Annotated in this window: 21 protein-coding genes and 1 riboswitch; of the genes, 7 read left to right on the plus strand and 14 right to left on the minus strand. The window is 67.5% G+C overall.

Translation table 11 applies throughout. From position 1 onward, the window contains the following. Positions 1–14 precede the first annotated feature (14 nt). Positions 15–105, plus strand: a riboswitch (glycine riboswitch). A gap of 88 nt (positions 106–193) precedes the next feature. After that, the gene (locus tag J7J08_RS09020; RefSeq protein ID WP_214904252.1) at positions 194–811 is read left to right on the plus strand and encodes a trimeric intracellular cation channel family protein; all 618 of its coding nucleotides are present in this window, start codon (positions 194–196) and stop codon (positions 809–811) included. 56 nt (positions 812–867) lie between these two features. Here the strand turns inward: J7J08_RS09020 and J7J08_RS09025 are convergent, their stop codons facing one another. The 6 genes from J7J08_RS09025 to J7J08_RS09050 all read right to left on the minus strand — a co-directional run bounded on the left by J7J08_RS09025 (position 868) and on the right by J7J08_RS09050 (position 5,949). Further along, entirely contained in the window at positions 868–1,359 is a 492-nt protein-coding gene (locus tag J7J08_RS09025; protein WP_214904255.1) for a GNAT family N-acetyltransferase, read from the minus strand. A gap of 4 nt (positions 1,360–1,363) precedes the next feature. Next, on the minus strand, positions 1,364–1,669 hold the full coding sequence (locus J7J08_RS09030) for a DUF1778 domain-containing protein (RefSeq protein WP_214904258.1): 306 nt from the start codon (positions 1,667–1,669) through the stop codon (positions 1,364–1,366). A 148-nt stretch (positions 1,670–1,817) separates the two neighbouring features. Continuing rightward, a complete protein-coding gene (locus J7J08_RS09035; protein ID WP_214904261.1) occupies positions 1,818–2,891 on the minus strand; it encodes a 3-deoxy-7-phosphoheptulonate synthase in 1,074 nt (357 codons plus the stop codon). Between the two features lie 243 nt (positions 2,892–3,134). Then, complete coding sequence (locus J7J08_RS09040) at positions 3,135–3,743, minus strand: DUF6445 family protein (protein WP_214904263.1); 609 nt, start codon at positions 3,741–3,743, stop codon at positions 3,135–3,137. A 155-nt stretch (positions 3,744–3,898) separates the two neighbouring features. Beyond that, positions 3,899–5,548: a chaperonin GroEL gene (groL, locus tag J7J08_RS09045; protein WP_214904264.1), complete on the minus strand. Its 1,650-nt coding sequence runs from the start codon at positions 5,546–5,548 to the stop codon at positions 3,899–3,901. A 113-nt stretch (positions 5,549–5,661) separates the two neighbouring features. After that, complete coding sequence (locus J7J08_RS09050; protein WP_214904265.1) at positions 5,662–5,949, minus strand: co-chaperone GroES; 288 nt, start codon at positions 5,947–5,949, stop codon at positions 5,662–5,664. A 280-nt stretch (positions 5,950–6,229) separates the two neighbouring features. On the opposite strand from J7J08_RS09050, the gene J7J08_RS09055 reads away from it, so the two are divergent. The 4 genes from J7J08_RS09055 to J7J08_RS09070 all read left to right on the plus strand — a co-directional run bounded on the left by J7J08_RS09055 (position 6,230) and on the right by J7J08_RS09070 (position 11,421). Next, positions 6,230–8,014, plus strand: a complete 1,785-nt coding sequence (locus J7J08_RS09055) for an endonuclease (RefSeq protein ID WP_214904266.1) — start codon at positions 6,230–6,232, stop codon at positions 8,012–8,014. A gap of 115 nt (positions 8,015–8,129) precedes the next feature. Continuing rightward, on the plus strand, positions 8,130–8,468 hold the full coding sequence (cutA, locus tag J7J08_RS09060; protein ID WP_214904267.1) for a divalent cation tolerance protein CutA: 339 nt from the start codon (positions 8,130–8,132) through the stop codon (positions 8,466–8,468). Beyond that, the gene (locus J7J08_RS09065) at positions 8,468–10,837 is read left to right on the plus strand and encodes a protein-disulfide reductase DsbD domain-containing protein (RefSeq protein ID WP_214904269.1); all 2,370 of its coding nucleotides are present in this window, start codon (positions 8,468–8,470) and stop codon (positions 10,835–10,837) included. The genes cutA and J7J08_RS09065 overlap by 1 nt, the downstream gene beginning before the upstream one ends. Beyond that, complete coding sequence (locus J7J08_RS09070; protein ID WP_214904272.1) at positions 10,834–11,421, plus strand: TlpA disulfide reductase family protein; 588 nt, start codon at positions 10,834–10,836, stop codon at positions 11,419–11,421. The genes J7J08_RS09065 and J7J08_RS09070 overlap by 4 nt, the downstream gene beginning before the upstream one ends. Positions 11,422–11,452: 31 nt before the next feature. On the opposite strand, the gene J7J08_RS09075 is transcribed toward J7J08_RS09070, so the two are convergent. The 7 genes from J7J08_RS09075 to J7J08_RS09105 form a co-directional block, all read right to left on the minus strand. Next, positions 11,453–14,089 (minus strand): excinuclease ABC subunit UvrA, encoded by a 2,637-nt coding sequence (locus J7J08_RS09075; protein WP_214904275.1) that lies wholly within the window; start codon positions 14,087–14,089, stop codon positions 11,453–11,455. A gap of 52 nt (positions 14,090–14,141) precedes the next feature. After that, positions 14,142–14,948: an NAD(P)H-binding protein gene (locus tag J7J08_RS09080; RefSeq protein WP_214904278.1), complete on the minus strand. Its 807-nt coding sequence runs from the start codon at positions 14,946–14,948 to the stop codon at positions 14,142–14,144. A gap of 18 nt (positions 14,949–14,966) precedes the next feature. Next, entirely contained in the window at positions 14,967–15,974 is a 1,008-nt protein-coding gene (locus J7J08_RS09085) for a bestrophin family ion channel (protein WP_214904280.1), read from the minus strand. Positions 15,975–16,006: 32 nt separating this feature from the next. Beyond that, positions 16,007–16,513: an Ohr family peroxiredoxin gene (locus tag J7J08_RS09090; protein ID WP_214904282.1), complete on the minus strand. Its 507-nt coding sequence runs from the start codon at positions 16,511–16,513 to the stop codon at positions 16,007–16,009. Positions 16,514–16,544: 31 nt separating this feature from the next. After that, positions 16,545–17,300 (minus strand): SDR family oxidoreductase, encoded by a 756-nt coding sequence (locus J7J08_RS09095; RefSeq protein WP_214904284.1) that lies wholly within the window; start codon positions 17,298–17,300, stop codon positions 16,545–16,547. Between the two features lie 133 nt (positions 17,301–17,433). Then, positions 17,434–18,468: a LysR family transcriptional regulator gene (locus tag J7J08_RS09100; protein ID WP_214904286.1), complete on the minus strand. Its 1,035-nt coding sequence runs from the start codon at positions 18,466–18,468 to the stop codon at positions 17,434–17,436. Further along, on the minus strand, positions 18,459–18,722 hold the full coding sequence (locus J7J08_RS09105) for a hypothetical protein (RefSeq protein ID WP_214904288.1): 264 nt from the start codon (positions 18,720–18,722) through the stop codon (positions 18,459–18,461). The genes J7J08_RS09100 and J7J08_RS09105 overlap by 10 nt, the downstream gene beginning before the upstream one ends. 207 nt (positions 18,723–18,929) lie before the next feature. On the opposite strand from J7J08_RS09105, the gene J7J08_RS09110 reads away from it, so the two are divergent. Further along, on the plus strand, positions 18,930–19,817 hold the full coding sequence (locus J7J08_RS09110; protein ID WP_214904290.1) for an RNA polymerase sigma-70 factor: 888 nt from the start codon (positions 18,930–18,932) through the stop codon (positions 19,815–19,817). Beyond that, on the plus strand, positions 19,817–20,431 hold the full coding sequence (locus J7J08_RS09115; RefSeq protein WP_214904293.1) for a DNA-3-methyladenine glycosylase: 615 nt from the start codon (positions 19,817–19,819) through the stop codon (positions 20,429–20,431). The genes J7J08_RS09110 and J7J08_RS09115 overlap by 1 nt, the downstream gene beginning before the upstream one ends. Positions 20,432–20,457: 26 nt before the next feature. Here the strand turns inward: J7J08_RS09115 and J7J08_RS09120 are convergent, their stop codons facing one another. Next, on the minus strand, positions 20,458–21,093 hold the full coding sequence (locus J7J08_RS09120; RefSeq protein ID WP_214904296.1) for a M23 family metallopeptidase: 636 nt from the start codon (positions 21,091–21,093) through the stop codon (positions 20,458–20,460). Between the last annotated feature and the right edge of the window lie 4 nt (positions 21,094–21,097).

Below are 21,097 nucleotides of genomic sequence, written 5' to 3' on the forward strand. Positions count from 1 at the left end.
CAACCATGCATCCAACACGCCGATCTGGAGAGAGGTCTTCAATGACCCGCCGAAGGGGCACGTGGCCTGGCCACTGAACTCTCAGGCAAAAGGACAGCGGGAGCGGCAACGGAACCCACCCCACGACAGTGCTGCGGCGCTGCCGCGGTGCGTGTGCGTTTCCGCCCCTGCCTGCCCCACCCGGAGCCGCCGCATGCTGCTGTCCCTGATCTACCTCATCGCCATTTCCGCCGAAGCCATGACCGGCGCGCTGTCCGCAGGACGGCGGCGGATGGACCTGTTCGGCGTGGTCATCATTGCGTGTGTCACCGCCCTTGGCGGCGGGTCGCTGCGCGATATCGTGCTGGGCCATTACCCGCTGGGCTGGGTGAAGCACCCCGAGTACCTTGGCTTCACCATCTGCGCGGCGCTGATCGCTACCTGGGTGGCGCGCTGGATGCACCACTTCCGGCGCACGTTCCTGGTCCTGGATGGACTGGGGCTGATCTGCTTCACCCTGATCGGCTGCGCGGTGGCGCGCGACGGTGGCCATGCGGTGCCGATCGTGCTGATCGCCGGCATGCTGACCGGCGCGTTCGGTGGCGTGCTGCGTGATGTGCTGTGCAACGAGGTGCCGCTGATCTTCCAGAAGGAGCTGTACGCGGTGATCACCCTGCTCACCGGCGCGGCATGGCTGGGGCTGCTGGAACTGGGCGTGTCGCTCAATGCGGCCACGTTGTGGTGCCTGGGGGGTGGCTTCGCGCTCCGCCTGCTGGCGATCCACTTCAAGTGGGAAATGCCCAAGTTCGTGTACCGCGACGAGGTGCATTGAGCAGCAATGCGCCTCGGCGCGGTGCACGGGTTGGCACGCCACACCACGCCCGCGATCTAACTGGCATTGTCACGGCTGAGCGGCAGCATCACTGTGAGCGGATGGATGGGGGACGACATGAAACCGTGCTTGAGATAGAACGCCTTGGCGGGCTCATCGATGGCATGGCAGAGCAAGGCGCGGGCCCCCAGCTGGGTGCAGGCCTGCAGGGCGCGCAGCACGGCATCCTTCAACAAGCCCTGCCCGATGCCTTGCCCGGCCCAGTCGACATGCACCGCCAGCCTGCCCAGCACGATGACCGGGATCGGATCAGGCATGTTGCGGCGAATTCGGCCGGGAACCGCTTCATGCGCTATCGCCCCGGCAGAGAGTGCGTAATAGCCGGCGACGCGCTGCTGCTCATCGCAGGTGACGAAGCATCGTGAAGCGCCGGAAGCCTGGTTCCGATGAGCACGCTCATGCAGCCATTTTCCGAGCGCAGGGGCGCTGCAGCGGAAGCCATCAATCACGTGCTCCGCGTGCAGCGGCACGGGAGCGGAGAGCCGCAAGGGCTCACCGTTCCCAGGGCGCTGGCGTGCTCAACAGGCGACGCAGTGCCGGGTTGTCTTGCAGCGGCGCATCCAGCAGCGCATTGAAGCGCTGAAGCTGCGCACCGCTCAAGGCGAACTGTGTCTGGTCGGCGAGCACTTCGCGAGCCCGGTCACAGGCCGCATCCAAAATGAACTCCGTGCGATTCATGCCGCTTATCTCGACGGCACGATCAATCAGATCCTGCTTGTCGGCGGGTGCGCGGAAATTGATGACTTTGCTGGCAGTCCCCATGGGAAGCACTCGCACATTGGTGGTTTGTGCATACATTGTACATACACCCCGTCGACGGCTCAAGTGAGGATCGCAGTCTGCTCCTGGTGCCCGGGGGTATCCAATTGATTGTCTTGAACAAAACCACCATGTCGGTAGACGAGGATAATTCGTAGGGCCGACCAGCGGCCGGCCCTGCCGGGGCTCAGGCCGCTTCGGCCAGGCGGCGCGCACGCCGTGCACGCACGGCCTCAGCCAGCGACTCCAGGACCTCCAACGAGGTGTCCCATCCGATGCAGCCGTCGGTAATGCTCTGGCCGTAGACCAGCGGCTGGCCGTCGACCAACTCCTGCCGACCTGCCACCAGGTGGCTTTCCACCATGACGCCCACGATGCGCTCTTCGCCAGCGGCCAGCTGCGCGTTGATGTCGGCGATCACCTTGGGCTGGTTTTCGGGATTCTTGCTGCTGTTGGCATGGCTGGCATCGATCATCAGCCGCGCCGGCAGGTGGGCCTTGGCCAGGGTCTGGCTGGCCGCATCCACGCTCGCGGCATCGAAGTTGGGCACCTTGCCGCCGCGCAGGATCACATGGCAATCCGGGTTGCCGGCGGTGGCTACGATGGCGGTGTCGCCCTGCTTGGTCACCGACAGGAAGTGGTGCGGGTTGGACGCCGCCCCCACTGCATCGGCGGCGATCCTGATGTTGCCGTCGGTGCCGTTCTTGAACCCGACCGGGCACGACAACCCGGAGGCCAGCTCGCGGTGCACCTGGCTTTCGGTGGTGCGTGCACCAATCGCGCCCCAGGCCACCAGGTCGGCGATGTACTGCGGCGAGATGACGTCGAGGAATTCAACGCCCGCCGGCAGGCCCAGCTTGTTGATGTCGCGCAGCAGGCCGCGTGCAATGCGCAGGCCCTTGTTGATCTGGAAGCTGCCATCCAGGTCCGGGTCGTTGATCAGGCCCTTCCAGCCCACGGTGGTGCGCGGCTTTTCGAAGTACACGCGCATGACGATTTCCAGCTCGCCGGCATGGGCATCGCGCAGCGGCTTGAGGCGCTGGGCGTATTCGATGGCGGCGACCGGGTCGTGAATCGAGCACGGGCCGATCACCACGGCGAGGCGGTCGTCACGGCCATGCAGTATCTCGTGCAGGGCGGCGCGCGACGCACTGACCGTGTCGGAAGCTTCGTCGTCGCAGGGCAGCATGGCGATCAGCTGCGCCGGCGGGGTCAACGGTTCGAGTTTTCGGATGCGCAGGTCGTCGGTATGCGGGGGCATGGGGTATCTCCTGGAAGGTAGGGGTCCCCAGCGCGGCGGCAACAAAAAAGCCGCCAGGTGCGCTGGCGGCTTTCGGGTATGCGTCTGAAGGTTTCTTCAGGGTGAGCGCATGCCTTCCTCCGCCGGTGGCTTCGGAAAGTAATACCAAAAGTAGGAATTGGCGTGGCGTGCGTTCATTGGGGCTATTGATATCACAGGGGTTTGCGGCTGCCAACTGTTTCATTCGCAACTGCGGTGACGCGGTCAGGCCACCTCGAAGAACATCAGGTACACCAGCCGCCCGTTTTCCATGCGATCACCAAAGGCCGGGCCCGCGGTATGCCACAGCCACGGCCGCAGCAACACCAGGCGGTTGAAACGCATCGGAACCCGCATGGTCATTTCCCACTGCGCCTCGTCGGCGCTGTCGCGTTCGATGATGTCACGGTGCATCGACGCGCGGTCGGCGTAGCCATGGCGGGCAAGCTCGGCACCATCGAGCGCCAGACGTTCGGTGCCGGTGCGGCGGTGGCGGAAGAACTCCGTGCCGCCCTGGCAGTCTTCATCCGCGCTCAGGTAAAGGATGCCCGACCAGTGGGAGCGGTCGACGTGCACCCCGGCGCGCCCCACGTCACTGGCCAGGGTGATGCGGAACTTGCCATGCGAATGCAGCGGCGATATCGGGCGCAGAGGTTCGTTGACCAGCCGCGAGGCTGCCTCGGAAAGCCCGTCGATCTCCAGGCGTTCGACCGAGTTGCGCCCGGGAAATGCGCCCTCCTGTTCCGGGTACGTCAACCGCAACGCGGCATTGCGCAGGCCGAGCGCATCGGCAGGTGCAAGGAAGTCGTCTACGACGATCAGGGAGGTAGGCATGCGCTGAGCCTAGCGGCAGGCAGTCCACCGGGCAACAAAAAACCCCGCCTCGCGGCGGGGTTCTTTGGAAGCGTACCGACCAACGGTCGGCACCTACCGGGTAGCGTCGGTAGGTATCGACCGTTGGTCGATACCTACCAGAGTCGCCACGGACCTTAGAAGTCCATGCCGCCCATGCCACCCATGCCGCCCATGCCACCGCCGCCGCCCATCGCCGGCTCGTCCTTCTTCGGCGCTTCAGCCACCATTGCTTCGGTGGTGATCATCAGGCCGGCGATCGACGCTGCGTTCTGCAGGGCCGAACGGGTCACCTTGGTCGGGTCCAGGATGCCGAAGGCCAGCATGTCGCCGAACTCGCCATTGGCGGCGTTGTAGCCGTAGCTGCCGGTGCCTTCCTTGACCTTGTTGACGATCACGGACGGCTCTTCGCCGGCATTGGCCACGATTTCACGCAGCGGGGCTTCCATCGCGCGCAGGGCGATCTGGATGCCGTGGTTCTGGTCTTCGTTGGCACCCTTCAGGCCAGCCAGCGCGGTGACCGCACGGACCAGGGCAACACCGCCGCCCGGCACCACGCCTTCTTCAACCGCTGCACGGGTAGCGTGCAGGGCGTCGTCGACGCGGTCCTTCTTTTCCTTCATTTCGATTTCGGTCGAAGCGCCGACCTTGATCACGGCAACGCCGCCGGCCAGCTTTGCCACGCGTTCCTGCAGCTTCTCACGGTCGTAATCCGACGAGGTGTCTTCGATCTGGGTCTTGATGCGGGCCACGCGCGATTCCACGGCAGCCTTGTCACCCTGGCCGTCGATGATCGTGGTGTTTTCCTTGGAAACCTGCACCTTCTTGGCGCGGCCCAGGTCGGCGATGGTCGCCTTCTCCAGCGACAGACCGATCTCTTCGGAGATCACGGTGCCGCCGGTCAGCACGGCCATGTCTTCCAGCATCGCCTTGCGGCGGTCGCCGAAGCCCGGTGCCTTGACGGCCACGACCTTGACGATGCCACGGATGGTGTTGACCACCAGGGTGGCCAGCGCTTCGCCTTCGACTTCTTCGGCCACGATCAGCAGCGGCTTGCCGGCCTTGGCGACGCCTTCCAGCACCGGCAGCAGGTCACGCACGTTGGAGATCTTCTTGTCGTGCAGCAGGATGAAGGGGTCGTCCAGATCGGCGGTCTGCGCCTGCTGGTTGTTGATGAAGTACGGGGACAGGTAGCCGCGGTCGAACTGCATGCCCTTGACCACGTCCAGCTCGTTTTCCAGGCCCGAGCCTTCTTCAACGGTGATCACGCCTTCCTTGCCGACTTCACGCATCGCTTCGGCGATGATGTTGCCGATCGACTCGTCCGAGTTGGCCGAGATCGTACCGACCTGGGCAATGGCCTTGTCGTCAGCGGTGGGCTTGGAGATGTTCTTCAGCTCGGCGACAGCGGCCACGACGGCCTTGTCGATACCGCGCTTGAGGTCCATCGGGTTCATGCCGGCAGCCACGGCCTTGGCGCCTTCGCGGATCAGGGCCTGGGCCAGCACGGTGGCGGTGGTGGTGCCGTCGCCGGCATCGTCGTTGGTACGCGAAGCGACTTCCTTCACCATCTGCGCGCCCATGTTCTCGAACTTGTCAGCCAGTTCGATTTCCTTGGCGACGGACACGCCGTCCTTGGTGATGGTCGGGGCGCCGAAGCTCTTCTCGAGCACGACGTTGCGGCCCTTCGGGCCCAGGGTGGCCTTGACGGCATTGGCGAGAATGTTGACGCCGCGCACCATGCGCGAACGTGCGTCTTCACCGAAACGAATTTCCTTGGCAGCCATTGCGATTACCTTTTTGTGTGATGGCCGGGGCTTGCCCGGCGACATTGATCTGGGCAGCGGGGCAGAGCCCCGCTCTACGGGTCAGCAGCGGGGCAACGCCCCGCGAGGCGGAATCAGCCGATGACGGCGAGGATGTCGTCTTCGCGCAGGACCTTGTATTCCACGCCTTCGGCCTTGTAGCTGCTGCCGGCGTACTGGCCGTAGATGACCTTGTCGCCGACCTTGACCGACGGCGCGCGCACGCTGCCGTTGTCCAGCGGCTTGCCCTGGCCCACGGCCACGACTTCACCCTTGGTCGACTTTTCCTTGGCCGAGTCCGGGATCACGATGCCGCCGGCGGAAATTTCGTCGGCTTCGATCGGCTTGACCACAACGCGGTCGTGAAGCGGCTTGATGCTCATGTTGGACCTCTTAAGTTATTGATTGGTCTGAAAAAGTCCGGCGATGTTAGCACTCACCCAAGGTGACTGCCAGCGCCGCTCGTGAAAAAACCCGCCAGTGCGGGACAGGGCAGAGATGGTGCTGTCCGGGGCCCTTTCAAGGGGGCGCCCGTGAATTTCCCCAGGTCGCCATTTTCTTGATCCACGTCCCAATGCGGAGTGCCGATCACGACATATCGATAGATGTGTCATATGGATTGGATAGATTCGGTCGGCGAAACCCAATCACAAGGAGCCGTAGATGAGGTTGCTCACACCGCTGTCCCTGGGGTGCCTGTTGGCGCTGGCCGCCGGTTCCGCCCAGGCGGACGTATTCATCAACGAACTGCACTACGACGACAGCACCCTGGCCGGGGATGTCGGCGAAGCCATCGAGGTGGTTGCCACCGGCGGCGAGGACCTCGGCAGCTACCGGCTCTACCTGTACAACGGCAGCACCCCGTCGGCGGCTACGGTCTATGCCGACAACCCGGTGCCAGCCGGCACGGCCGCCGGCTGCGGCAACGCCAGCATCGCCACCGTCACCTACCCCACCAACGGCCTGCAGAACGGCGCCAACGACGGCATCGCGCTGGTGGATGGCAGCGGCAAGGTGGTCCAGTTCATCAGTTACGAAGGCACCATCACCGCTTCGGGCGGCCCGGCCGCCGGGCTGACCAGCCAGAACATCCCGGTCAGCGAGAGCAACGGCACCGCCCCGGGTACCTCCCTGCAGCTCACCGGCAGCGGCAGTCAGTACGCCCACTTCACCTGGGCCGGATCGGCCGCGCAGACCTTCGGTGCCTGCAACACCGGCCAGACCTTCAGCGGCGGCGGCGGCACCGGCCCCAACACCCCGCCGTCGGTCAGCACCACCACCCCGGAACAGGGCGCCACCCGCTTCCCGGCCGCCGCCGACCTGGCGGTGACCTTCAGTGAAAGCGTCACCGTTACCGCCGGTGCGTTCACCCTCAACTGCGGTCAGTCCGGCACGGTGCCGCTCACCCACACCAGCAGCGGGACGCGCTTCACCCTGTCCACCAACACCGCGCTGGTGGCCGGCGAGGCCTGCCGCTTCGACATCCGCGCCGCCCGCATCAAGGATGCGCAGGGCGCTCGCCCGGCCGCCGACACCCGCATCGCCTTCACCGTGGCCAGCAGCGGCACCGATCCGGGCCCGGATCCGGACCCGGGCAGCTACTACTCGAAGGTCAATACCTCCAGCCCCAGCCAGCTGCGCTGCTCGCTGCACGCCACCATCAAGGGCCACACCTCCTACCCGTACAGCGGCTCGGGCACCAGCACCTGGACCGTCCTGGAAATCGCCGATGAGGACCCCAACAACAGTGGCCGGATCCTGGACGCGTACCGCAACCGCAGCTACGCCAAGGTCAGCGACCGGGCCGGCACCGGCAGCGGCCTGACCTACAACCGCGAGCACACCTGGCCCAATTCGCTGGGCTTTGCCAGCACCACCGGCGACAAGGGCCTGCCGTACGCGCCCTACACCGATACCCACATGCTGTACCTGACCGACGCGCAGTGGAACGCGGACCGCGGCAACAAGCCATTCGCCACATGCGACAGCAACTGCGGCGAGCGCGCCACCGAAGCCAACAACGGCACCGGTGGTGGCAGCGGCGGCTACCCGGGCAACTCCAACTGGGTGCGCACCCCGGACGGCAACGCCGGCACCTTCGAGGTATGGGGCCACCGCAAGGGCGACATGGCGCGAGCGGTGATGTACATGGCCATCCGTTATGAGGGCGGCAAGGACGCGGCCACCGGGCAGTCCGAACCGGACCTGGAGCTGACCGACGACCGCAGCAGGATCGTCAAGACGTCCGCCTCGCCGGCCTACATGGGCCTGCTCTCGACCCTGATCGACTGGCACCTGTCCGACCCGCCGGATGCCGCCGAACGCGCCCGCAATGAAGTGATCTACAGCTTCCAGGGCAACCGGAACCCGTTCATCGACCACCCGGAATGGGGCACCCCAGCCCTGTTCACGTCGGCCAAGCCGGCGACCTGCGAGCTGGCGAACTAAGGTAGACCGGGGTACCGGCCAGCGCCGGCGCCCCGGGTTCCCGGAGGTCCGGCCAACGGCCGGGGCTACCGGGATGGTGCGATGCCGGTCGGCATCGGCATTACAATCGGGGGTCATGTCGACCCCCGATTCCGTATTCATTCTTCTGACCACCTGCCCCGATGCGGCCACTGCCGCGCGGCTGGCACATGCGCTGGTGGAAGAACGCCTGGCCGCCTGCGTCACCCGGCTGGACGGGGCGCACTCGACCTACCGCTGGCACGGCGAGGTCACCGAGGACCATGAGGTCCAACTGCTGATCAAGACCACCGGCAGCCGCCTGGATGCGGCCATCGCGCGCGTGCAGGTGCTGCACCCGTATGAACTCCCCGAGTGCATCGCGGTCGAAACCCGCGCTGGCCTGCCGGCGTACCTGGATTGGATTCGGGCACAGACCCGAGAGGAAACTGATTGATGATGCTGTTTCGTCGTATTGCCGCGCTGTGTGCGCTGTTCGTGGTGTCCCTGCCGGCGCTGGCCGTCAGCGAAAAGGACCTGCTGCCGGTGGATGAAGCCTTCGGGCTGAACGCACAGGCGCGCGACCGCGACCGCATCGAGGTGAGCTGGAAGATCGCACCCGGCTACTACCTCTACCGCCACCGCACCACGGTCAAGAGCGACGCCGGCTTCAGTGCCGAGGCGCTGCAGATGCCGGCCGGCAAGAAGCACCACGACGACTTCTTCGGCGAAGTGGAAACCTACCGCGAGCGGCTCACCGCCGTGCTGCCGGGCAAGGCCGCCGACGGTACCGATACGGTCACGCTGGAAGTGCGTTACCAGGGCTGCGCCGATGCCGGCGTCTGCTACCCGCCGCAGAAGCGCAGCGTGCAGGTCAAGCTGCCGGGCGGCAGCGCCCGCGCCGACAGCGCCGTGGCGCCGGCCTTCGGCGGCACCGCCACTTCGCCGTTCAACAACCCGCTGGCCGGCGGTGATGCCGGCGGCGGCCTGCGCCTGCCCGGCGCAACCAACACCCCGCCGCTGCCGCTGCCGTCCGAACGCGCGTTCGGCTTCGAAGCCATCGCCGGCGATGGCAACACCGTGCTGCTGCGCTTCAGCCCTGCGCCGGGCTACTACCTGTATCGCGACCGCACGTCGCTGAAGCTGGAAGGTGCCCCCGGCATCCGCGCGGACAAACCGCTGTGGCCGGCCGCCAAGTCGCACCGTGACGAACACTTCGGCGACGTATCGGTGTATTTCGACCAGGTCGATGTGAAGCTGCCACTGCGCCGCAGCGTTGCCGATGCGGCCGAGGCCACCCTGGTGATCACCTTCCAGGGTTGCCAGACCGATGGCATCTGCTACCCGCCGATGACCCGGCGGGTGACGCTGGCGCTGCCGGCCGGCAAGGTCAACGCCAGTGCCGATGAAGAAGCGCGCCGCAGCGAGGTGATCGCGCCGCTGGTGTCGCGCGAGAAGCGCGCACAGGCGCGCGACGCCACCGGCATTGCCACCCAGCCGATGCTGATCCGCCCGAACGAACCGGCATTGGACCTGCCCGCCGACGGTACGCCCGATGCCAGCGCCGACAACGCCCAGCGCACCCGTCCGCCGGGCAGCACCGGCAGTGCCACGCCGATCACCTTGATCTCTGCATTGCTGCTGGCCCTGGCCGGCGGCTTGATCCTCAACCTGATGCCGTGCGTGCTGCCGATCCTGTCGCTGAAGGTGCTCGGCGTGGCGCAGAGCGGCGAAAGCCGCCAGCGCGCGCGCAGCCATGCGCTCTGGTACACGGCCGGCGTGCTGGTGGCATTCGCCGCGATCGGCGCGCTGGTGCTGGCACTGCGTGCCGCCGGCCAGGCCGCAGGCTGGGGCTTCCAGCTGCAGCACCCGTGGTTCATCGCCGCGCTGGTGTACCTGATGTTCACCGTGGGCCTGAGCCTGTCCGGGGTGTTCACCCTGGGCGGCAGCCTAGGCGGCATGGGTCAGTCGCTGGCGTCGCGCAGCGGTCCCATGGGCGATTTCTTCACCGGCGTGCTGGCCTGCGTGGTGGCCAGCCCGTGCGTGGCACCGTTCATGGGCGCGCCGCTGGCCTATGCCTTCACCGCACCGGCAGTGCCGGCGATGCTGGTGTTCCTGATGCTGGGCCTGGGCCTTGCGCTGCCGTTCCTGTTGATCGGCTTCGTGCCCTCATTGGCCAAGCGCCTGCCGCGCCCGGGCGCGTGGATGGAAACCCTGAAGCAGGTGCTGGCGTTCCCGATGTATGCCACCGCGCTATGGCTGCTGTGGGTGCTGGGCAAGCAGCGTGGCGTGGATGCGATGGCGCTGGTGCTGGCCGGGCTGGTGGTACTGGGGCTGGCGCTGTGGTGGTTCGAACGCAGCCGCTGGCGCAGCCACCGCGTGGGTGCGGTGCTGGCGCTGGTGCTGCTGCTGGGCGCACTGCTGCCGGTGTGGGGCGTGACCCGCATCGACCCGCCGGCCAAGGCCGCGCTGGCCGCCGCCGACAACGTGGTGGCCTATTCGCCGCAGATGCTCGACCGCCTGCGCCAGGACAACCGCGTGGTGTTCGTCAACATGACCGCCGACTGGTGCGTGACCTGCAAGGCCAACGAGCGCGCGGTGCTGGGCACCCATGCGTTCGAAGAGACCCTGCGCCGCACCAACGCGGTGTACATGCGTGGCGATTACACCAACGTGGACGAGCAGATCACGGCGTTCCTGGAGGAGCACAAGGCAGTGGGCGTGCCGCTGTACGTGGTGTACGGCCCGGGCGCACCGCCGACCGTGCTGCCCACCGTGCTGACCCAGGCATTGGTGGAAGAGGCATTGCTGCGGACGGCACGATGAACGCACCGCCGCGGGCCTCGTTGAGGCGGGTCGCGGCGGTCGCCGCCGCGCTGGGACTGGGTACCGGCATCTACTACTTCACGCGCGCGCCGCAGCAAACGCAGGTTCCCGCCATGGAGCGGCCGGCGGCGGTAGCGGCCAGGCCGGGCGATGCGATGCCGGCGATCACCCTGCCGGACGTGGATGGCACGGCGGTGGAGTTCGCCAGCTTCCATGGCCGACCGTTGTTGATCAACGTATGGGCCAGCTGGTGCGGACCCTGCGTGGAAGAGATGCCGATGCTGGCGGCGTTCGCTGACGCCCAGCCCCGCGATGGCGTGCAGGTGGTCGGTTTGGCCATCGATACCCCTGACGGTGTGTGCGACTTCCTGGAACGCGTGCCGGTGAAGTACCCCATCGTCATTGAACAGCCCGCACCCGATGACGCCAGCGTGCGCCTGGGCAATGCGCAGGGGCTGTTGCCGTACACGGTGCTGGTGGATGCAGGCGGAACGATCGTCAAGCAGAAGCTGGGGCCGTTCGCCCATGGCGAAATCGAGCGGTGGATCGGAAGTACCGACCAACGGCCGGTACCTACCCGGTAGGTGCCTGCCGTTGGTAGGCACGGATGCCCGATCAGGCGAAGAACCGCCGCAGGTACCCCGCCGTTTTGCCCGCCTTCGAACGACCGACCTGGGCCGGCGTCCCCGCCGCCACGATCTGCCCGCCCTGCTCGCCCGCGCCCGGACCCACGTCGATCACCCAGTCGGCATCGGCCACCACGCGCAGGTCATGCTCGACCACCACCACCGTGTTGCCCGCGTCCACCAACCCATGCAGCTGCGCCATCAACTTGTCCACGTCGGCCGGGTGCAGGCCGGTAGTGGGCTCATCCAGCACATACAGGCTGTTGCCGTGCTGGCTGCGCTGGAGTTCGGTGGCCAGCTTGATGCGCTGCGCCTCGCCGCCGGACAGCTCGGTGGCCGGCTGGCCAAGCCGCAGGTAGCCCAGCCCGATATCGCGCAGCAGCTGCAGCGGGCGCTGCACCACCGCTTCATCGGCAAAGAAGTCCAGCGCCTCTTCCACCGTCATTGCCAGTACCTGCGCGATGCTGCGGCCGTTCCACTCCACCTCCAGTGTCTTGGCGTTGTAGCGCTGCCCATGGCAGGTCGGGCATGGCGCGTACACGCTGGGCATGAACAGCAGCTCCACGTGCACGAAGCCTTCGCCCTCGCAGGTTTCGCAACGGCCCTGGGCCACGTTGAACGAAAACCGACTGGCGTTGTAACGCCGCGCCTTGGCCATGCGCGTGCCGGCGAACAGCTTGCGCACGTGGTCGAACAGGCCGGTGTAGGTAGCCAGGTTCGAGCGCGGGGTGCGCCCGATCGGCTTCTGGTCCACGTTCACCAGCCGCTTGATCGCGGTGTGGCCTGCGTGCAGGCGGCCGCGGGTGCGCTCGATCCGGCTGGGCTGCGGCAGTTCATCGTCGGTCTCCGCGGCCACCGGTTCATGCCCCAGGTACTCGCCGACCAGCTCCACCAGCGACTGGCTGACCAGGCTGGACTTGCCCGAGCCGGATACACCGGTGACCGCGCAGAACGTGCCCAGGGGGAAGCGCGCATCCAGACCGTGCAGGTTGTTGCGGTGGATGCCGCGCAGCTCCAGCCAGCCTGTGGCCGTGCGCGGGTTGCGGGTGGCACGGTCGTGGTCGCCGAACAGGTACGGTGCAGTGGCCGAGGCCGCGACCCCACGCAGACCCTGCGGTTCGCCGCTGTACAGGACCTGCCCACCGTGCTGGCCTGCACCGGGGCCCACGTCCACCAGCCAATCGGCCCGACGCAGCATCTCGAGGTCGTGCTCCACCACGAACAGCGTGTTGCCTCCCGCCTTGAGCTGGTCCAGCGCGCGGTACAGCGCTTCGCCATCGGCCGGATGCAGGCCGGCGGTGGGCTCATCCAGCACGTAGACCACGCCGAACAGGCTGGAGCGAATCTGGGTGGCCAGGCGCAGCCGCTGCAGTTCACCCGGCGACAGCGTAGGCGTGGCGCGGTCCATCGACAGGTAGCCCAGCCCAAGCGCTTCGAGCGTTCCGATGCGTTCCACCAGATCCTGCGCGATGCGCTGGGCGGCAATGCGCTTTTCCTCGGAAAGATCCGGGGTGCGACGCACGTCGCTGCTGCCGCTGTGCAGCAGGCCGCCCTCGGCCACGCGCTGCTGCTCGGCCCTGCGACCGGCGGCGCGGCTGCGCGTTGCACGCCTGGCCGGTGCGTCGAAGCGGCCTTCAGCAGCGGGACGCAGCGCGTTGGCCATGGCAGCCAGTGAGAGCTGCGACAGCGCACCGATGTCCATGCCCGCGAAGGTCACCGACAACGAGGCGCGCTTGAGCCGCTTGCCGTCGCATACCGGGCATACCGTGCCGACCATGTAGCGCGCCACGCGCTTTTTCATCATGGCGCTCTGGGTGGTGGCGAACGTGTGCAGCACGTAGCGGCGTGCGCCACTGAAGGTACCCATGTACGCCGGCTCCTGTTTGCGGCGCACGGCGGCACGGGTTTCGGCCGGGGTGAACCCGGGATACACCGGTGCCACCGGTTGCTCTTCGGTGAACAGGATCCAGTCGCGCTGTTTCTTCGGCAGGTCGCGCCACGGAATGTCCACGTCGTAGCCCAGGGTGACCAGGATGTCGCGCTGGTTCTGCCCGTGCCAGGCCGGCGGCCAGGCCGCGATGGCGCGTTCGCGGATGCTCAGCGACGGGTCGGGCACCATCGACTGTTCGGTGACCTCATACACATGGCCAAGGCCGTGGCAGTTCGGGCACGCGCCCTGCGGCGTGTTCGGCGAGAAGTCTTCCGCGTACAGCATGGGCTGCTTCGCCGGGTACGTCCCGGCACGCGAATACAGCATGCGCAGCAGGCTGGACAGCGTGGTCACGCTGCCCACGCTGGAACGCACGCTGGCGGTACCGCGCTGCTGCTGCAACGCCACTGCCGGCGGCAGGCCCTCGATGGCGTCCACGTCGGGCACCCCGACCTGGTCGATCAGGCGCCTTGCATACGGTGACAACGATTCCAGGTAACGCCGTTGCGCTTCGGCATACAGCGTGCCGAACGCCAGCGAGGACTTGCCGGAACCGGATATGCCGGAGAACACCACCAGCGCATCGCGCGGGATGTCCACGTCGACGTTCTTCAGGTTGTGCTCACGCGCGCCACGCACGCGGACAAAGGCATCAGCGGTAGCGGTTGACGACGGACGTTTTCGACGTGTGCTCATCCCGGAAGGATAAACATCGCCCCCGCATGCAGGTAGTGACGGCCCACGGCCGTCAGCGCGCGAGCCCCGGAACGTGCAGCGGATCGGGCAGATGCACCTGCAGCAGGCGGCCGGGCACGTGGCTGGCCAGCCAGTCGGCAAAGCGGGTCGTGCCCAGCAGCGCGCCGGGCTCAGGGGTCAGCGTGGTGTCTTTCAGGAGCGCACCGTAGTAACGCGCATCCGGATCCGCCACCACCGGCCGGTCGTCCTGGTTGAAGTACATCACCCACTCCACCAGCTCGAACAGGCGGTGGCACTCGGGGCCGGCGATCTGCACCCTGCGACGGCCCGGAACGGCCGCGGCCACCTGCGCGACCAGGCCCGCCAGATCGTCAGCGGCCACCGGCTGGACCTTGGCCGGCGACAGGTGCAGCGCCTGGCGGACCGCCAGTGGCGCGACCAGCTGGGCCATGAACTCGTGGCACTGTGTCGCGCGGACCAGCGTGGAGCGCAGCCCCGATTGGCGTATCAGCCCTTCCTGCACCGCCTTGGCGCGGAAGTAGGCGCTGTCCTGCAGGTAGGGCGTGCCAACGATGGACAGGGCCACCAGGTGCTGCACCCCTGCGCGTTCGCAGGCGGCCAGCAGCTGGGTGGTGGCGCGCTGGAAGAAATCACCGACCTGCGGGTCTTCGAAGATTGGCGCGTTGGATGCGTCCACCACCACCTGCGCACCCACCAGCACCGCGGCCAGGCCGTGGCCGGTCAGCACATCCACGCCACTGCGCCGCGACGCGGCCACTGCTTCATGCCCCTGCGCAGCGAGGTGCTCCACCACCCGGCTGCCGATCAGCCCGTGGCCGCCAATGACGACGATCTTCATATGCATGCTCCTTGAGGGTTACATCACGATCGGGCTGGCAGGTTCCTGCTGCTCGGGAACGTGGCGCTCGTCCAGCAACTGGCGCAGTTCGCGTTCCACCGCGCTGCACAACTGCGAGATCGGGATATCGTTGGCGCCGCCCTCGAACGGGTTGGCGCTACTTTCGCCGACCTGGTCCAGCGCGGCATACATCCACGACACCAGCACGCTGAGCGGGATGGCGAGCCACACCATCTGTCCTGCCATGACGCCCGCCACGCTGTCATTCATCGGCGTAAGCAGGTCGATCATGCCCAGCGGCAACAGCAGGCAGAGGATGCGCACGAAGATCACATTGATCACCGCGTACTGGCGCGGGTACGGGTAGTTCTTGATCCGCTCGCTGCGCGCCTGCTGGTCGTGCAGGTCGCGCAGCACGCGCTGCAGTTCGGCGAAGCTGGCCTGTGGGATCTTTCCCTCATCAAGCAGCTGGCGCAGCGACGCGCCCTGCAGCGACAGCACTTCAGTGGCCTTGCCGCCCGCACCCAGGATGCGCGAGCGCTCTTCAGGGGTGACGTACTTGATCAACTCGGTGTCCAGGGTGCGCACCTTTTCAGGCACGTCATAGCGCTTGCGGTACTCGAGGTTGGGCGCAAGCTGCACCGTCTCCCACGGCTTGGCTTCGCGCATCTGGTAACGCAGCGCGGTCAACCAGGCCAGGTGCCGGTACACCAGCCTGCGGGTGTCATCGGGATGGCCGACGTAATCGCGGCTCATCGTGCCCCACAGGCGGCTGGCGGCGGTGATGGAAGCCCATACCTGCTGCGCCTCCCACAGCCGGTTGTAGGTCTGCGTGTTCTTGAACCCGGCGATCAGCGCCACGCTGGTGCCCAGCATGAAGATCACATTCCATGGCACGGCCAGCCAATGCAGGCCGCCGAGCTGGTACAGCGCCACCAGCGTGACATCCAGCAGGATCAACACATACAGCGGACGGCGCGTCCACAGCAGGAATTCGGTAAACGTGTATGAGCGACCGGCGTGCATGATCGTTGCCTCCAGCAGTGGGGGGAATGCGGCTAAGGGGCCGCGCTGGGCACCACGCAGACCACGTGGGTGATGCCATTGCGGAACATCTTTGCGTAGGGGCAGACACGTTCGGTGTTGCGCACCAGCTCGGCGGCCACGCCTGGCTCCAGGCCGGGCAGGTACGCTTCCACTTCGGCCGACAGCAGGTACAGACCATCGATGGGATCACGCGAGAACGTCACGGCAACCTCGATGCAGGCATCCGTCACTACCAGCCCGGCGCGGTTGGCGAGCAGTGTCATGGCGCCGTGGAAGCAGGCGGCGTAGCCGGCGGCCAGCAGTTGCTCCGGGTTGCTGCCGCCGCCCGGCCCGCCCAGCTCGGGCGGCAGCCGCAGGTCCAGCGACAACGCGCCATCGTCGGACCGGGCCACCCCTGACGCGCGGCCATGGCCGGTTTCGCCACCGCTCACCCGCACCCGCCCGGTGTAGAGCGGGCGCACCTCATCGCCACGGTACTTGTCGAGAACGGTGGGCGAAGGCGGCTTCAGGTCAGACATGGGGTATCCACGCAGTACAGGCGAGCGGGTATCAGGGAGTGCGGGCCAGCCCGGACTGCTGCAGCCAGCCATCGAAGCCCTGGCGGCCCAGCCACGCCTGGCCCACCGGCACCAGCGTGTCTTCCTGCAGCGGTGCGCCGAAGTACGGTGCCTGTGCATCGCCGACCACCCGGCGCGGATCCTGCGTGCGGTCCAGGAAGCGCTGGGCCAGCTCGGCCATCGATGCCCGTTCCGGCCCGGCGATTTCGACCACGCCGTTGACGGGCGGCTGCACGGCCACGCCGGCCACCGCGTCGGCCACGTCGTCTGCGGAGATCGGCTGCACCAGGGCGGTCGGTAGCCGCAACGATTCGCCGGCGGACTGGATGATGCCCGGCAGGAACTCGAAGAACTGGGTGGAGTGGATGATCGTGTAGGCCACGCCCGACTCGCGGATCAGCGCTTCCTGCGCGATCTTGCCGCGGAAGTAGCCGCTGGCGGCCAGCTTGTCGGTGCCCACCACCGACAGGGCCGCGTGATGCGCCACGCCGGCCCGTGCTTCCGCAGCCAGGATGTTGCGGCCGGCGGTCTGGAAGAAAGCCAGCACGGCCGCGTCTTCGAACGACGGCGAGTTGGCCAGGTCGATGACCACATCGGTACCGGCCATGGCCGCATCCAGGCCATCGCCACTGATGATGTCGATGCCGGTGGAGGGCGCGGCGATGACGATGTCATGGCCGGCCGCGCGCAGGCGCTCGACCACCTTGCTGCCGATGCGGCCGGTGCCGCCTATTACCAGGATCTTCATGGTGATGCTCCGTAGCTGGGGGGAGTGAACCCGGCACGGTGGCCAGGGCATGCAACGATGCTAGGCAGGCCACCGCGGCGGCAGTAGGTCCGCGCGCGGACCCGCACTGTTGCCTGTAATGCAGCAATCCGGTTCAGCGCCACGCACCGGGGTCGATGTCCCGCGCGGGGGCAGCGGGCATCTGCACGCTTTCCCAGTGGGTCACCACATCCAGGTCCAGTGCACGCACCTCACTGGTGATGAAGTCGATGAACGCGCGGATGCGCTTGGGCAGCTGGCGCCGGCTCAGGTAGCACAGGTAGTGGCCGCGGTCGTCGGCCGCGTACTGGTCCAGGCAGCTCACCGCCAGCCCGGCATCCAGTGCCGCGCGTGCCTGGTAGTTGGGCAGCTGCGCCAGGCCCTGCCCCTGCAGCACCGCCTGCAGCGCCAGGTCGGCGTCGTTGAACACCAGCGCCGAGGCGGGCTCCACGCTCCGGGGCCGGCCATCGATGCGGAATTCCCATGGCTGCAGCCGCCCATTGGGCTGCCGCTGGCTGATGCAGGCATGCCCGGCCAGCTCGGCCACGTTGCCGGGAAGACCGTGCCTGCGCACATAGTCCGGGGCGGCGCAGACCAGCAACTGCATCGGAATCAGGTGCTTGGCGATGACCTCGCTGTCTTCCAGCACCCCATCACGGAACGCCACGTCGATACGGTCGGCGGCCAGATCCAGCGTGCGTTCTTCCAGCTGCAGCTCCAGCGTCACCTCGGGAAAGAGCGCGCGGAAGCGGGACAGCAGCGGCGCGATCACCCTGCGGCCGAACCCGTAGGTGGCGCTGACCCGCAGGTGCCCGCGCGGCGGGCCATCGCGCAGGTCGCGCATTTCCTCCAGCGCCTGCAGGATGCGGTCAACGCCCGGGCGGCACCCCTCATGGAACAGCTCGCCTTCGCGGGTAAGCGACGTCGACCGCGTGGTGCGCAGGAACAGGCGCACGCCCAGCTGGCCTTCCAGCTTCTGCACGCTGCGGCTGACCGCCGAACGACCTATGCCAAGCCGGTCGGCCGCACGCGAAAAGCTGCCCTCGTGGGCCACGGCGATGAATGCCATCACCCCGGCATAGCTTGCCGAAAAGCCGGTGGTGAGCGGGTCGACACCGTCGTCGGCGGTAGCCGGTTCAGTCAGGGACATGCGGGCGGCGCTCCAAGGTGGCGCGCATGCGCGCGCAGGCAGGCATGGGCCGCTTCCAGCCGTTGCCTGCATTCAGCAGCAGGCAACCCCAGCAACGGCATGAGCTCCTCGATCGGCGCACCGGCCACGTCATGCAGCAACAGCAGCAGGCGCACATCGGCAGGCAGCGCTTCCAGCGCGGACAGGAACGTGGTCCACACCTGTTCGGCGGGGCGCGGCGGGCCTGCGGGATCGGGACGGGATGGGGGGCTCATGCAAGTCAGACGGGCCAGCGCGATGCGCTGTGACACCCCCGCCCCACGGGATTGGTGCGTGCCGCTCAACACCGTGCGTCCGCGCTGCCGGCTACCGCCAGGGCCGCCGGCCGCCTAACCTCTTTCATGCACTGCTTGCCGCCGTCACCGTGCCCCCACCGGTGGCCGGCACTGTCCACGCGACCCCCGCTCATGTTGAATGCCCCCATGGACACGTCCCTTGACCGATTCACCCCGTTGCGTCCGCGCGTGCTCGGCGTGGCCTACCGCATGCTGGGCTCGATGGCCGAAGCAGAAGACGTGGCGCAGGAAGTATGGCTGCGCTGGAACGGTACCGACCGCGACGCGATCGAGAACGCCGAGGCGTGGCTGGTGGCCACCACCACGCGCCTGGCCATCGATGAGCTGCGCATGGCCCGCCGCAGCCGCGAGCATTATGTCGGCATCTGGCTGCCCGAGCCGGTGCTGACCGACGATGCCAGTACCCCCGAGCACCTGCATGAGGCCGCCAGCGATCTCTCCGTTGCGTTCCTCGCGGTCCTGGAACGCTTGGCACCGGAAGCGCGCGCCGCGTTCCTGCTGCACGATGTGTTCGACCGCGACTACCCCGAAATTGCCCGCATCCTGGACAAGAGCGAGGCCGCCTGCCGGCAGGTCGTGCATCGCGCGCGCGCCCGGCTGCGCGAAGAGCGTCCGCTGCATCCCGTGCCGCACCGCACCCACCAGCACCTGCTGCAGGCCTTCACCGATGCGCTGGACAAGGGTGACCTGAAATCGATGATCGCGCTGATGGATACCTCGGCCCAGTTGATGGGCGACGGCGGTGGCATCGTCACCAGCTTCCCCAAGCCCATGCTGGGCGGTGCCCGCATCGCGCAGCTGCTGTTCGCGCCCACCCTGCGGCGCCGCGCGGAGCTGCGCATGGTGCCGGCGTTCTTCAACGGTCGCATGGGGCTGCTGCGCTATTTCGGCGACCACCTGGAGTCGGCGATGTCCTTCGATACCGACGGCGCGCGCATCACCCAGGTGCTGGTGCAGCGCAACCCCAACAAGCTGGAGCGGATCGTCGCACAGCAGTGGCTGGCGCTGCGCTGATGCCCCTCCCTCCTTCACGCTGGCGCACGTTGCCGCGCAGCTTCTACCATCGACACCCCACCGAGGTCGCGCCCGAGCTGCTCAACAAGCTGCTGGTGCGCGATGACGGTCGTGCCGGGCGCATTGTTGAAGTGGAAGCCTACGCTGGCGACCAGGATCCGGCCGCGCACTCGTTCCGTGGCATGACCGCGCGCACGGCCAGCATGTTCGGCGAGTGCGGCCACCTGTATGTGTACTTCACCTATGGCATGCACTGGGGCAGCAATGCGGTCTGCGGCGAGGTCGGCCAAGGCTGGGGCGTGCTGCTGCGGGCGCTGGAGCCGGTGCAGGGGGTGGACCTGATCCGGCAGGCGCGCCCGGCGATCCGCCGCGAGCGCGACCTGGCCAGTGGGCCCGGGCGCCTGTCACAGGCAATGGGCATCACCAAGGCGTTGGACGGCGCGGACCTGGTGAAGAACGACCGTGGCATCCGCATCGTGTCCGACGGCATGCCACCGCCGGATGACCCGGTTGCCGGACCCCGCGTGGGTATCCGGCGCGCGGTGGAGTTTCCGTGGCGCTGGCATGTGCGTGGACATGCGCATGTGTCTGGCCCGGTGGCGAGGCGGGGCTGAACGGCGCAACCCGCAACGGCCATTACCTACCGCGCGGGTAGTACGCCACCGTTGGTCGCGCGGTGCGCGCGCAGCAGCGGCAACGGGTCATAGGCGCCGTCGCCACCGTAGATACCCCAGTGCAGGTGCGGCGGGGTTCCCGCCGCATTGCCACTGTCGCCCACATAGCCCAGCACCGTGCCTTCACTGACCACCTCGCCTTCCGCCAGGCCTTCGCGCCAGCCTTCAAGATGCGCGTAGTAATAGCGCTCGCGCGCGGGCCCCACCACCCAGACCTGGCGTCCTCCCAGCCCGCTGTCGCGCATCGCCACCACCACACCCGCCGCCGCGCTGCGCACCGGCGTGCCACGCCTGGCGAATATGTCCACACCGGCGTGGGCACGGTCACGTCCGCGCGGGGCACCGAAGGTATCGGCGATGCGCGGCGCCGCCACGCCTTCCACCGGCACCGGCAGCGAGGTCGGCGCCGGCATGCGTGACAGCTCCCACAGCGCGCGCGGCACCTTGAGCCATTCGCTGTTCCACAGGGCCAGCGCTGCAACGACCAGCAGTGCCGGTATCACTATCCACAACGTCCAACGGCACAGTGCGAAGGCCGACGAGCGCGGCTGCGCACTCGCAGCGGTGTTGGTGTCCCGGTCGGGGTGCAGGGGTGCATTCATGCGC

Origin of the sequence: Stenotrophomonas sp. ISL-67 (assembly GCF_018612915.1) — a bacterium.
Classification (GTDB): Bacteria; Pseudomonadota; Gammaproteobacteria; order Xanthomonadales; family Xanthomonadaceae; genus Stenotrophomonas.